We start from the raw sequence: 13144 nt of genomic DNA, 5'->3' as shown, positions 1-13144 counted from the left end.
TCCCGCCCGCTCGGACGCAAGCAGCCGTGCGGGCCTGCCCGCCTCACTCTTCGCCCTTCGCGCCCGGGTTGAGCATTACGACGAAGCCGGCCACGCCGACGACCAGCGCGATCGCGCCGCCGTGCAGCGCCATCGCGTTGTCGAACAGCAGCCCCGACACGACGGCCATCATCCCCGCGAGCGACACGAACACGGCGATCGCCGCGACGACGACGCGGGACTGGCGGCGGATCATCGCGCGCCGCGTCAGGCAGCCGCGACGGTAGCCGCGACGTCGTCATCGTCGCCGCGAATCAGCAGCACCGGGCACTTCGAGCCGCGCACGAAGCGCTCCGCGACGCTGCCGAGCAGCACGCGCCGGATCCCGCGCCGCCCATGCGTGCCGACCACCGCGAGATCGAACCCGCCTTCCTTCACATAGCGCTGCAGGCGCTCCGCGATGTCCTCGCCGATGCTTTCGGTCTCGATGAGTTCGGCCTCGCCCTTCGCGCCGGCCAGCGCGATGATCTGCTCGGCTTCGCGCAGCACCTTGCGCCCGTCGTCGCGGATCTCCTCGACCAGTGCGTGCGGATCGAAACGGCCCGCGTAAGTGAACAGCACCGACTTGTCCACCACATACACGACGCTGACGTGTGCGTCGCCTGCCAGCGCGACCTTCACTGCCTCGGCAAGCGCCTGCTTCGACGAAGCGCTGCCGTCGACGGCCACCATGATCTTCTCGTACATGCGAACCTCGCTGGGGTGAGTTGCCACGCGTTCCGATCGCGCGGCCTTGTCACCATCATCGGCGGATGGCAGGTTCGAATGTTGATGGCGATCAAGGTCGACCGGACACCGTCCGTGCGGCAAAGCGTCGCGACGTGATGCCGCTACCGCTCGCTTGCGGCCAGGTCGCAAACCCGGCTGACACGAAAGCCGACGCAGCGGGATCGAGCGGTCATCGTGCCGAAAGCGCTATCATCGAATGTGCGACTTTCGTCCGGCCCTTATTTGCCGGCCCACATTCAACTCGCTCAACCGACATGACAACGACTACCGAACGCGTGGACGGCGCCGCCCAGCATCTCGTCGCCGCCCGCCATGCCGGCTCGCCCGGCCCGCTGCTGCCCGATGCGCTGCGCCCCGAGGACGTCGAGACTGCGCTCGCGATCCAGCAGCGCGTGGCCGACCTGCTCGGCGAACCCGTCGGCGGCTGGAAATGCGCGCTGCCGCCGCCCGACCGCGTGATCCTCGCGCCGATCTTCGCGTCGACGATCCGCGAGGCCGATGCGCCGTACCGCGTCGTCGGCGGCCCGATCGTGCGGATCGAACCGGAAATCGCGTTCGTGCTCGATCGCGACCTGCCTGCACGCGAACAGCCGTACGACGAACAGGACGTGCGCGCCGCGATCCGCGAAGTGCGCATCGTGCTCGAAGTGCTCGGTTGCCGCTATGCGGAGCCCACGCGCGCGTCGAAGTTCGAGCTGCTGGCCGACGGGCAATTCAACCAGGGGCTGTGCGTCGGCCCGGTCGTGCCCGACGGGCTGAACGTGCCGCTCGAGACGCTGGCGCTGTCGTTCGAAGGCGCGCTGAACCGCACGATCGACGGCCGCCATCCGGACGGCGATCCGCTGAAGCCGCTGGTATGGCTCGTCAATTTCCTCGCGTCGCGCGGCGATCCCCTGCGCGCCGGACAGATCGTGACGACCGGTTCGTACGCGGGCGCGATCGACGTGCCGCTCGGCGATGCGCTGACGGTGCGCTTCGGCGAACTCGGCAGCCTGTCGGTGACGTTGACGGCGTGATGCGTGGGGTGTGCGGGAGTGGTTGCGCCGATCGCTGACGCGCAGGTACGCCTGCGCCGTCGTGCCGACCGACCCGGCGTGATAACGTTGCACATCATCATCGCGTCCACCACACCCTACCCCCGGGCCCGCGCATCGCCTTCAAGCCGATACCGACCATGTCGCTGACACCGCTTCCCGCCCTGCTCGACGAAACCCTGCGCACCGTCGCGCGCCGCTACCGGCTGCCGCCGCTCGACAGCACGCTGTCGCCGGCCGACGCCGCGAACCCGGCCGCCACGCTCGCGATCGTGATCGAGGAAGCGCGCCGGATGCGAAGCGACGGACGGACGCCCGACGCGGCGCTACGGCAGCGCTTCATCGACGCCCTCGCGCGGATGATCCGCGATGCAATGGACACGCACGCCGGCGATCCCGCCTTTCAGGCCGCGGTGCTGCGGCACGATGCGCCGAGCGTGCGCGAATACGCGTCGTTGTCCGCGCACGCCGAGCAGGACCGTCGCGCGCTGCACTCGGCCGTCAACGCGATCGCGCACCCGGCCAAGCTCGAGCGCAGCGCCCGCCCCTGGCAACGCGACGGCCTCGCGCGGCTGCATGCGGCCGCCACCGCCGCGTCGTGGGCGGAACTGCACGACACGCTGCTGCACCTGCTCGCGCTGCCCGACATGGCGACCGACGCCGCGTTCGAGCAGGACATCGTCAAGCTGAAAGACAGCCCCGCGCTCGAACGCATGCTGCGCGTCGCCGCACTGGCATCGGACGAGCACGTGCGGCGCTACCGGGCGCTGTGGGTGCGCCAGGGCCCGCTCGAAGGCAGCACCGTCGCCGTCGCGCAGGGCGTCGCGTCGCAGCAGCGCGGCGCGGCCGTCGAAGCGCTGGCCGCGCAGGCGCTCGACGCGCTGGCGCGCCGGCTCGACGCCGTCGACGCACGCCGCACGTACCGGGTGGTGACGTCGATGCGCGTGCCGTCATCGATTCCGGGCCGCCACGATCGCGCGAAAACCGAATGGGACGCGATCCTGCTCGAACGCCCGCGCGGCGATGACCCGGCGCCCGCCTGGAACGTGCGCTTCCTCGTCGAAGCGAAAGCATCCGCGGATGCCGCGACGACCGATCTGCCGCGGCTGCTGCGCGGCCTGAACCTGCTCGCGCAGGCCGACCCGGACACGCTCTATGCGTTCGAGACGCACCAGGGCACGGTGCGCGTGCACGGCGCGTCGCTGCGGGCGCTGACGACCGACGAAGCGACGCTGCCACGCGAAGTGCTCTATTGCTGCGATGCGTCCGCCGACACGACGCCGCGCCTGCTGGGCGCCGCCAGCCGGATGCAGCTGCTGTCGGCGCAGGCGAGCCTCGAATACGCGAGCGCGCTCGCGCAGCGGCCGGATGCCGATCCGGACGGCCTCGGTGTGGTCTGGCACGCGCTGCTGACGCTGCCGCAATGGCATGCGGTGCTGCACCAGTACCCGTCGTTGCAGCAGGTCCGCGAGCTGATGGTGGCGATCGACGACTTGCGGGCCGCGATCGACGATGTCGATGAAGGCGGTGTGGCGAGCAGCGCGTACGCGTGACGCACGACACGAACCGCCGTGCGACGGCCGGCGTGCCCCGCCCGCTCAGTTGGTGAGCACGCCGAACGGCAACGTCCACCCCGTCAGGCGGCCGCCGTCCGCCCATCGATCCTCGGTCGCATCGCATGGCAGCAGAACCGGCGCGGTCGCGCACTCGAGCGTTTCCTTCGGCGTGTGGCCGAACTCCGCCTTGAACAGCCGGTGGAAATACTTCTCGTCGGGAAAGCCGTGCGCCCACGCGATTTCCGCGATGCGCTGATGCCGGCGCTGCGGGTCGCCCAGCACGTGGTACGCATGGCGCAGCCGCCGGCGCGTGATCTGCCGCATCACGCCGCCGTCCTCCTTGAACAGCTGGTAGAGCCGCGCTCTCGACACGCCGATGTCGCGGCAGATCCGGTCGGGATCGAGGTCGGGCTCCAGCAGATGCACGTCGATGTAGCGCCGGACCCGCTCGGCCAGCGCCCCGTCGATCGGGCCGCGTGCGTCGTGCAGCGCCTGCGTGGTGGGTGAAACGGCCGCGGCCAGCAGCAGCAACATCGATTGCACGATGCCCGGGATCTCTTGCGTGCGCAGAGTCGGCAGGTTGCGGAACAGCGACAGCAGGTGGTCGCCCAGCAGCCGCCCCACGCCGCTCGTCAGCGTCTGGCCGTGCGCCTGTGCGGCATGGCTCGGCAGCAGGTACCTCGGCACGACCAGGCTGATCACGTCGCCGGCCTCGACCCGGCAGTCGTTGACCTGCGCGACGTCGTAGACGAACACGTCGCCGGCGCGCTTGACCAGTTCGGGCCCGCCGGTGTAGCTGGCCAGCCGACCGCCGAGCAGCAGCGTGAAGCGGATCGAATCCTGGCCGTCGAGCCGGATTCGCCGTGTGGTGCGATTGACCCGATAGGCCGGTGCGCGCGACCGCCATTGCCGGCCCGACAGGATCAGCGGGCCGAGCGCCGCGCCGCTCGCTTCCGCGTCGAACGCGCCGTGGCCGCCGTCGTCATCGAGACGGTAGTCGCACAGCATGTCCTTGACCCAGACGTGGAACCGGTCCTGTTCGGGGTAGTCGATCGTGCGAAACTTGAAAACAGGGACGAATGCCGCTTGATCCATGACAGTTTTTTTATCGAGCCGACACGGGAGGATAGATCGGTTCGTCGATTATCGGACCAAATTGCGCCGGCGCAAGGCCGGCGCGGCATGTCGTCCACACAAGCGGCCGACCGGCGCCCTGCAACGGGCGCCGTCGATCTCGCGGCCATCAGCGTTGCGGATGGCATTCCCAGTTGTTGTACGTCGGCCGATCGATCGGCGTGAGCCCCGGAATCATGAACACCGTACAGCCGAAACGCCGCCCCTTGCCGGTCGTCGCGTCGTAACCCACCTTCTGGCCACCCAGCCCGTCCTTCTTCCCGTACTGCACGTTGGCAATCGTGATCTCGTCCGACGACGCGAGGCCGAGCGTCTTCGCGGTCGACGTCTGCACGTCGACCATGTTCATCTGCGTCGAACCGCACGCGGACAACACGAGGCCGGCGGCCGCCGCGCCCAGCGCGGTCCGCAAGGTAGCAACGGTGCACTGCAAGACTTGCTTCATGGCTTCTCCTTCGAATGCCCGACGCGACACGATTACGAGCCCGGCGTATAAAAACTGGACTGGATCTGGCTGCCGATGTTCGCGGCAAACCCCTGCCAGACGAGCGCCATCGCCCCCGCAGCGTTGACGGCCAGCGCCGGCCACGTTCCATCCTGCGGATCCGCCGTCGACGTGCTCCACGCGCCGTTCCGGTAGCCGGCCACGAGGAGAACCGACGCGTTCGGCGTGCCCGTGTCCTCCCAGGCGACCGTCACGTTGCCGGCCGGGTCGATCACCAGCGGCGGGTACTGGAGCGCCGCCCCGTTCAGGTGTTCCGTCAGCTTCTGCAGCGGCCCCCAGTTTCCGCTGGCGTCCGACACGCTCGCCTGCAGCACCGCGCCGCCTTCCGCCCACATCGCGGCGGCCACGCCGTTTTCGTTGACGGTCAGCATCGGCGTCGCGATGAAGCCCGTGGGCACCACGATCGCCGGGGCGACCGGCTGCGCGGGCTGCCACCCGGTTCCGGACACATAGCGCTGCGACATCGTGGCGTTGTAGAGCTTGCCGCCCGTCACGTCGAGTTGCCCCCAGACCAGCGTGATGTTGCCCTTCGCGTCCATGCCGGCGACCGGCGAGATGATCGTCGTGAACAGGCTCGAGTTCGAGACGACCGGGTTGACGTTGGTCCAGCCGTTGGTCGCGTCGTACGTGGCCGTCCACAGCGCCGATTTCGTATGGTTGGTCTGCCGCCACGCGAGCACCGCCCGGCCGGACGACAGGACCGACAGCATCGGCCGCACGTTGTCGGTGTCGCCGGTCACGGCGTCCGGGCCGCTCTGCACCGGCATCTGGACCAGCGCCGTCGGCGACCACTGCCCGGCCTGCGTATAGCGCGTCCACGCGATGCGCGTATCGAGCAGGCTGATCGACTGCGTCCAGGTGACGAGCGCGTTGCCCTGGTTGTCCATGCCGGCCGAATAGGACGACCCGGCCATGTCCGGCGCGAGCGTGACCGGCGTGCCCCAGCCGCTACCCGGGCTGTACGGGCGCGCCCACAACGCGTACGTGTTGGCGCCCGGCGTCCATTCGGTCCAGAACGCGACCGCCTGCCCGCTCGCATTGCCGACCAGTTTCGGCTGCACGCCGGTCAGCGTGTTCATCGCATGCGAACCGTCGCCCGTGTCGAGCCGCGTCGCGCTGCCCCAGCCCGAGCCCGCCACACGGCGCGCGCCCCACATTTCGTTGCCGTTCGTGCCGGCCGGGCCATTGGTCATCCAGGTGGCGAGCGCGTTGCCGCTCGCGTCGATGGTCACGCTGGGCTGGCCCTCCGGCCCGTTGCCGTCCACGGCGGCAGCCTTCGACCAGCCGGCCTGCGGTTGCGTCGTCCCGCCGCCGCCCGTCGGCCCGCCGTTCGAGCCGCCGTTCGAGCCGCCACCGGGCGAGGTCGGGCCGGAAGGCGTACCGGGCGTGTTCGGCGACGACGACGACGCGCCGCCGTTCGTGGCGACGTCGTCGCCGCCGCAGGCGGACAGCGCGAGCGCGACTGCCATGACCATCCATGTAATGGGTTTCATCGGAATCCTCTTCTTTTCGTGTGCCGGCGCACTCTCGTCTGCCGTTCGCCTCACGATGCCTCGCATCGATCGGCCTATTGATAAGCAATACTATTGAACAGGCATGGAAACCGGCGTCCGCTCACCCTCAATCATGATCGACCCCGTCGTGCGGATCGATGCGAACGCCGCTTCCGGCAGACCGCCCCCGTCAGGCAGCGACGACGACGGGTCGTCTATCGTCGGATGTCCGTCACTGCCGGCTGCATCTTAATTCAGGCGGTCCGGATTCAAGGTGGCGTTGCGTCTACAGTGAGTGGACTTCCATTTCGCCGGCCCGCATTCGATGCGGCGATCGGCCGGCCTGCGCGCGCTCGCGGCCGAAGCGACCAGTGCGGTACGATACGCGCCGGGGCGAAACGCCTCACCTGAGAGACCCGGCCGCTGCGGCCCCACACCCGGCACAAGAAAAAATGCCTAAAAGCCCATTGCTGCATCGAAACCTGTTCGCCGCGCTGGCGGTCAGCCTGTTCTGGATTCCGGCGGCCCATGCCAGCTCGGACGATAGCTGCGAAGCGCCGGTCACGCTCCGGCAGAACGCGTACTTCTGCGGCAACCTGCCGATACTGAGCCCCGCCAACGACACGCGTATCAACGCGATGCTGATGATGGTCGACAGCACCAAGGTCGCGCAGGCGTTTCCCGACCCGAAGACGATCCCGGCGAAAGACCGGATCCACCAGATCATCGTGCCGTTTCCGATGGACTTTTCCGGATGGATCTCTATCGGGCAGAAGACGCCCGACAAGACCGGCGGCGCGGCGCAGACCGAAACACCGTCGAACCAGTACGCCGACGGCGAAGGCAGCATCTGCCGCAGCATGACCTCGGGCGCCGACGCATTCAACGACGCACTGGGCAGTGCCGGCGGCCTCCCCGCCGACGAAGCCGCGCGCCTGCGCGCAGCGCGTGCCGACATCGCGCAGAAGACCTGCGCCGCCGGCGGCGCGAGCGCCGCGTGGACGAAACCGCCGGTCAAGTCGCCGCTCGGCCAGCAGTTCGCCGCGTACCTCGACGGCACGAACGCGTTCTACCGCGCCGACTTCCTCACCGCGACCCGTGCGTTCGCGAGCGCGTCGCACAGCGCGAACCCGTGGCTGAAGGAAACCGGACTCTACATGACCGGGCGCGCGCAGCTGAACGCCGCGCAGGCCAACGTGTTCGACCACGACAGCCCCACGCCGACGCGCGGCCGCGTGACGAAGGTGTCGCTCGACGCCGCGAACACGGTGTTTCGCACTTACCTGAAGGTGTACCCGCAGGGGCGCTATGCGACCTCCGCAAACGGGCTGTTGCGGCGGGTCGCGTGGCTTGGCGGCAACGTCACGCAGCAGGCCGACCTGTACGGCCACGCGCTCGCGCGCTGGTCGCCGGCGACGTCGAACGTGCCGCTGATCCAGCTCGCGAACGAACTCGACAGCAAGCTGCTGTTCGGGTCGGAATTCGACGCGAGTCAGATCCAGTCGCCGACCGTGCTCGCGACCGTCGACCTGCTGCGCATGCGCACGTCGGAAAACAGCGACTCGAGCCGCGCCAAGCCGCTGACGCTGGACGACCTGCAGGCGCAGAAGCCGCGCTTCGCGAACGCGCCCGCACTGTACGACTACCTGCTCGCGACCTGGCACGTCCAGATCGGGCACAAGCCGGACGCCGCGCTCGCGTTGCTGCCGCAGACGCCCGCGGAGCCGCTCGACTACTTCGGCCTGAGCCAGCAGGCGCTGCGCGGGTTCGCGCTGGAGGATAGCGGCCAGTCCGACAAGGCGCGCCAGCTGTGGCGCGACCTGATCCCGCTCGCGACATTCCGCTTCCAGCGCGAAGCGCTGGAACTCGCGCTCGCGATCAACCTGGAGCAGGCCGGACTCGTCAACGACGCGTTCGCCGACGATTCGCCCGTGCAGAACGCCGCGATCCGCGCCGTGCTGCTGCAACGCTCGGCCAATGCGGACCTGCTGCGCGCCCAGGCGCAAAACCAGGCGACCGGCGGCGCGCTGCGCGACACCGCGCTGTACACGCTGCTGTACAAGGAGCTCACGCGTTCGCATTACGCCGAATTCATCGCCGATGCCGCGCTGGTGTCCGGCAAGCCGGCCGATCCGCTGAAGCCGTTCATCGCGGCCGGCGCCAGGAACGAAGACGGTTATACGTGCCCGTCCGCGCACGACATCGCCACGGTGCTCCAGCAGAATCCCGCCGATGCGAAAGGGCTGAACTGTCTCGCCGATTTCGTGCGCCTGCACCCGCCCGCGGCCGGCCTCGAAAACGATCCGGTGCCGCTGTGGATGCGCAACGCGTCGACGACGGCCGCCACGCGCATCCCGCCGACGCTCGGCGCCGCGCCGTCCCAGTTCGCGGGCAAGCCGTTCGAGCGGATGTCGAGCTACGTGACGGTGATGGCCGATGCGCAGGCGAACCCGAACGACCGCGCCTACGCGTACTACCGCGCGATCAAGTGCTATGCACCGGGCGGCTCCAACGAATGCGGCGGCAAGGAAGTACCGAAGAACGTGCGCAAGCGCTGGTTCGATACGCTGAAGGCCAGCTACGCGGGGAGCCCGTGGGCGCAGAAGCTTCGCTACTACTGGTAAGCGCCGCGTGACGCGCATCGCATGCCTGGCGTGCCTCGCACTGCTGCTGGCCGGACGCGTCGCACTGGCCGGCACCGTCGACGCCGCGCGGTACGACGCGTTCTGGCTGTGGGCAGGCGTGAAGCCGCAGGCGGTCGTGCACGGCGCACGTGCCGTCTACGTGCTGCAAGGGCAGATCGAGGCGTCGCCGCGGGACGAGTCGCAGGTCCGCGTGATCGCGCAGGGCGTGGCGCTACCGCCCGCGCCGCAGGCGCGCGTGTGGCTCGTCTATCGCGCGCATACGCTGCGCTGGACGCCGCGCGTCACGCAGATCATGCTCGCGCAGCTCACGCGCTGGCGCGCGTCGGGCCGCACGATCACCGGCATCCAGATCGACTTCGATGCGCGCACGCGCCACCTGCAGGAGTACCTCGAATTCCTGCGGTCGCTGCGCGACACGCTGCCCGCCGATTGCCGGCTGAGCATCACCGGGCTGCTCGACTGGAGCAGCCGCATCGATACCGACCAGGTCAACCAGCTCAGGGGGATCGTCGACGAGGTGGTCGTGCAGACCTACCAGGGCCGCCGCACGATCCCCGACTATGCGGACTACCTGCCGCGCGTCGCGCGGCTGCAGTTGCCGTTTCGCATCGGCATCCTCCAGGGCGGCGAATGGGACGCGCCGCCGTACCTCGCGACGAATCCGTGGTTCCGCGGCTACGTCGTGTTCCTGCGCAACGACTAGCAGGCGCAGGCGCGACAGCCACGCGCCTGTCCACGCGCCGGATTCAGGCCGGTCGCGGCGAAGTCGCGTCCACGTACACCCACGCGGCGACGCCCGATTCGAGCACCACGCGATCGCGGCGATACGCGTCGACTTCGTAGTCGTCCGCGTGCTGCAGTTCTGCCGGCGTGATCGCGAACACGGTGCCCGTGACACGGTCACCGGACCGGCCGGTATAAGCCACCACCGGATGATGCGTCTTCCCGCTCGTCGCCACCACTTCCGGATCGTCGATCTTCAGCATCGTCATCGCGTAACCGGGCATCGCATCCTCGCGACCGTCGAGCTTGCGGCCGAAGGTCGCGAGCTGCACGGGTTCGAGTTGCAGCGTGCCATAGGAAAAGAGGTGTTCGGAGAAAGCCGGACGGGTGCTGGACATGATCGAAATCGGTCAAGGAGTGGGAGCGAACGAAGCGTCACGCAGATCGCCGGCGGGCTTACGCGGCGCCCGCGATCGTGCTGCCGAGCCCGGCGAGCGCAATCACGAGCAGCGCGCTCGCCGACGACGCCGTGATCCAGCGCTGCTTGCGCTGAATCAGCGGATGGTTGATCGCGGCCATGTAGCTGGTCAGGATCGTGAAATCGACCGCGATCCACAGTGCGGCCAGGATGGCCAGGCTCACGCGCGAATCCGGCGTGATGCCGACGAACTGCGGAAAGAACGCGACGAAGAACAGCAGGTCCTTCGGATTCGCGATGCCGACGAGAAAGCCGCGCACGACGCCCGGCAAGCCGCGCGCCTGCGCTGCCGGTTCTCCTTCCCGCGCGCCGTTGCCGTTACGCGTGCGGCCGGCGCGCCATTCGCCGAGCAGCGTCCGCACGGCCAGCACCGCGATGAACACGCAACCGGCCACATGCAACCCGGTCAACAGACGCTCGCTGACGAGCACGACGCCGAACACCATGAGCATCGCCCCCGCGATCATCACGAGGCTCGCGGCATTCGCGCCCACCGCGGTCAGCATCCCCTGGCGGAAGCCGCGCCGCGCGACGGTGCCGACCACGAGCATGACGACCGGGCCGGGCGTCGCGATGAGCAGCACGATCGCGGCGAGATAGGCGAACAGCAGCGGGTAATGAAGTGCCATGAAAAAAAGTTGTGGGGTGAATGGACGCGCGTGCCCGCCACGGTGGCATCATCGTGCTTCAGCGCACCGGATTGCACGGTTTTCTGAAGTATTGTGTACCCGGCCTGCTGTTGAAAAACGGAAAATCCTGCCGGATGACATGAGTTTTATTCCTGTTCTAAACCCATGAAGGCCAAACCGCTCCCGCCTGTCTACGCGCTGCGCGCGTTCGAAAGCGCCGCGCGCACCGGCTCGTTTACGCTGGCCGCCGAGGAACTGAGCCTCACGCAAAGCGCGGTGAGCAAGCACGTGAGGACACTCGAGGCGTACTTCGGGCGGAAGCTGTTCGTCCGGCACGGCCCGAAAATGACCGTGACGGCGGAAGCGCACATCTTCGCGTCGGGCCTGCGGCGCGGCTTCCGGCAGATCGAGGAAGCGTGCGTGCTGTTCCAGTCGCAACGCGACGTGCTGCGGCTCAAGGCGCCGTCCACGCTCACGATGCGCTGGCTGCTCGACGCCCTGGCCGCGTTTCGCGCCACGCGGCCCGCGTTCGAGGTGCAGATCGCGAGCGTGTGGATGGACGTCGATACCGTCGATTTCTTCAGCGAATCCTACGATTGCGCGATCCTGCTCGGCGCGGGCAAGTTCGGCGAGGCCACGCAGTGCGTGAAGCTGTTCGACGAATGGCTGATTCCGGTGTGCTCGCGAGCGACCGCGACGGTCGCACGCACGAATCCGGCGGCGTGCGAGCTGATCCACCCGTCGCCCGACCGGCGCGACTGGCGCCGCTGGCTCAAGGGCAGCGGCCATGATCTCGAGGTGGACATCACGCGCGGGCAGGTGTTCGACATGCTCGAACAGGGGATCGCGGCGGCGATTGCCGGCCACGGCATTTCGATCGGCGATCTCGCGCTGTGCGCGACGGCCATCGACGAGAAGCAGCTCGTGCTGCCGTTCAAGACCGCCGTCAATACGGGGGACGCGTACTACCTCGTCTGGCCGGACGATTCCGCCAAGGCCGCGCAGGTGCGCGAACTGCTCGCGTTTCTGGAAAGCCGGCTGCCGCGCCTGACGTTTCCGGGCATCCGCTTCAACGGCCCGGGCTGAACCGCAGCGGCCGGTGATCCGGCCGCGTGGCCGGCAGCGCGACGGGCGCGACCGCGCGCCGCCGGCCCGCAATGGCAGCGCAGCCCGCCGAAGCGGGCCTGCGCTCACACTGTTACGCCTGCACGAAAGCCAGCAGGTCGGCGTTGAGGACGTCCGCGTTGATCGTCAGCATCCCGTGCGAGTAGCCCGGGTACGTCTTCAACGTGCCGTTCTTCAGCAGCTTGATCGACTTCAGCGCAGCATCCGCGATCGGCACGATCTGGTCGTCTTCGCCATGCAGCACGAGCGTCGGGACGGAGATCGACTTCAGGTCTTCGGTCTGATCCGTTTCCGAAAATGCCTTGATGCCTTCGTAATGCGCCTTCGCGCTGCCTTCCATCCCTTGTCGCCACCAGTTGCGGATCACGCCCTGATGCACGGTTGCACCTTCGCGGTTGAACCCGTAGAACGGGCCGCTCGGCACATCGAGGAAAAACTGCGCGCGATTGTCGGCGAGCGCCTTGCGGAAGCCGTCGAACACCTCGATCGGCAAGCCTTCCGGGTTCGATGCGGTTTTCACCATCAGCGGCGGCACCGCGCTGACCAGCACCGCCTTCGCGACGCGGCCGGCCGGCTCGCCGTGCTTCGCGACGTAGCGCGCGACTTCGCCGCCACCGGTCGAGTGGCCGATGTGCACCGCATTGCGCAGGTCGAGCGCCTCGACGACCGCGAACGCGTCCGCCGCGTAATGATCCATGTCGTGGCCGTCCGACACCTGCGCCGACCGGCCGTGGCCGCGCCGGTCGTGCGCCACCACGCGATAGCCCTTCTGGACGAAGAAGAGCATCTGCGCATCCCAGTCGTCCGCGGACAACGGCCAGCCATGATGGAAGACGATGGGCTGCGCGTCCTTCGGGCCCCAGTCCTTGTAAAAGATCTCGACGTGATCCTTCGTTGTGACGTATGGCATCGCGATGACTCCTGTGAGGTGGATGAACGGCGCACTGGCCGGCGGCCATTATCGGACAGGTTTGTTAAACGAGGATGCCAAGTTGCGAATGACCGTCGACGATGTCGACAACGCGGACGAACCCGCTACGGGCGAACGATCGTG

The 13144-nt window shown here is 68.4% G+C and carries 13 protein-coding genes; 5 read left to right on the top strand and 8 right to left on the bottom strand.

The genetic code is table 11. The annotated features are described in order from the left end of the window. Nucleotides 1-43: 43 nt before the first annotated feature. Nucleotides 44-235, bottom strand: coding sequence for a DUF2964 family protein (locus QZM35_RS13220; protein ID WP_089429557.1), 192 nt, complete (start codon nt 233-235; stop codon nt 44-46). A gap of 11 nt (nt 236-246) precedes the next feature. Beyond that, nucleotides 247-726 carry a universal stress protein gene (locus QZM35_RS13215; protein WP_301776098.1) on the bottom strand — a complete coding sequence of 160 codons (480 nt, stop codon included), beginning with the start codon at nt 724-726 and terminating at the stop codon, nt 247-249. Nucleotides 727-1022: 296 nt separating this feature from the next. Between QZM35_RS13215 and QZM35_RS13210 the strand changes: the two genes are divergently transcribed. After that, the gene (locus QZM35_RS13210; protein WP_089429555.1) at nt 1023-1784 is read left to right on the top strand and encodes a 2-keto-4-pentenoate hydratase; all 762 of its coding nucleotides are present in this window, start codon (nt 1023-1025) and stop codon (nt 1782-1784) included. Nucleotides 1785-1942: 158 nt separating this feature from the next. Continuing rightward, on the top strand, nt 1943-3355 hold the full coding sequence (locus QZM35_RS13205) for a 3-deoxy-D-arabino-heptulosonate 7-phosphate synthase (protein WP_301776097.1): 1413 nt from the start codon (nt 1943-1945) through the stop codon (nt 3353-3355). Nucleotides 3356-3400: 45 nt separating this feature from the next. Here the strand turns inward: QZM35_RS13205 and QZM35_RS13200 are convergent, their stop codons facing one another. From QZM35_RS13200 to QZM35_RS13190, 3 genes are all read right to left on the bottom strand, one after another. Next, nucleotides 3401-4453: an AraC family transcriptional regulator gene (locus tag QZM35_RS13200; RefSeq protein ID WP_301776096.1), complete on the bottom strand. Its 1053-nt coding sequence runs from the start codon at nt 4451-4453 to the stop codon at nt 3401-3403. 148 nt (nt 4454-4601) lie between these two features. Beyond that, on the bottom strand, nt 4602-4937 hold the full coding sequence (locus QZM35_RS13195) for a hypothetical protein (protein ID WP_089429551.1): 336 nt from the start codon (nt 4935-4937) through the stop codon (nt 4602-4604). A 32-nt stretch (nt 4938-4969) separates the two neighbouring features. Next, the gene (locus QZM35_RS13190) at nt 4970-6490 is read right to left on the bottom strand and encodes a hypothetical protein (RefSeq protein ID WP_301776095.1); all 1521 of its coding nucleotides are present in this window, start codon (nt 6488-6490) and stop codon (nt 4970-4972) included. Between the two features lie 452 nt (nt 6491-6942). Here QZM35_RS13190 and QZM35_RS13185 point away from each other — a divergent pair, with 452 nt between their 5' ends. Beyond that, a complete protein-coding gene (locus tag QZM35_RS13185; RefSeq protein ID WP_301776094.1) occupies nt 6943-9114 on the top strand; it encodes a hypothetical protein in 2172 nt (723 codons plus the stop codon). Between the two features lie 16 nt (nt 9115-9130). Continuing rightward, entirely contained in the window at nt 9131-9838 is a 708-nt protein-coding gene (locus QZM35_RS13180) for a DUF3142 domain-containing protein (RefSeq protein ID WP_174971511.1), read from the top strand. Nucleotides 9839-9881: 43 nt separating this feature from the next. Here QZM35_RS13180 and QZM35_RS13175 read toward each other — a convergent pair whose 3' ends face one another. Beyond that, nucleotides 9882-10256, bottom strand: a complete 375-nt coding sequence (locus QZM35_RS13175; protein WP_174970904.1) for a gamma-glutamylcyclotransferase family protein — start codon at nt 10254-10256, stop codon at nt 9882-9884. 58 nt (nt 10257-10314) lie between these two features. Beyond that, complete coding sequence (locus QZM35_RS13170) at nt 10315-10965, bottom strand: LysE family translocator (RefSeq protein WP_301776093.1); 651 nt, start codon at nt 10963-10965, stop codon at nt 10315-10317. A 165-nt stretch (nt 10966-11130) separates the two neighbouring features. On the opposite strand from QZM35_RS13170, the gene QZM35_RS13165 reads away from it, so the two are divergent. Then, on the top strand, nt 11131-12051 hold the full coding sequence (locus tag QZM35_RS13165; protein WP_089429546.1) for a LysR substrate-binding domain-containing protein: 921 nt from the start codon (nt 11131-11133) through the stop codon (nt 12049-12051). Nucleotides 12052-12163: 112 nt separating this feature from the next. Here QZM35_RS13165 and QZM35_RS13160 read toward each other — a convergent pair whose 3' ends face one another. Beyond that, entirely contained in the window at nt 12164-13000 is an 837-nt protein-coding gene (locus tag QZM35_RS13160; RefSeq protein ID WP_089429545.1) for an alpha/beta fold hydrolase, read from the bottom strand. Nucleotides 13001-13144: the final 144 nt, after the last annotated feature.

It is taken from the genome of Burkholderia sp. AU45274, from assembly GCF_030482505.1.
GTDB lineage: Bacteria > Pseudomonadota > Gammaproteobacteria > Burkholderiales > Burkholderiaceae > Burkholderia.
Note: the sequence above shows the minus strand (reverse complement) of the source record. Positions and strands in the feature narration are given on the sequence as shown.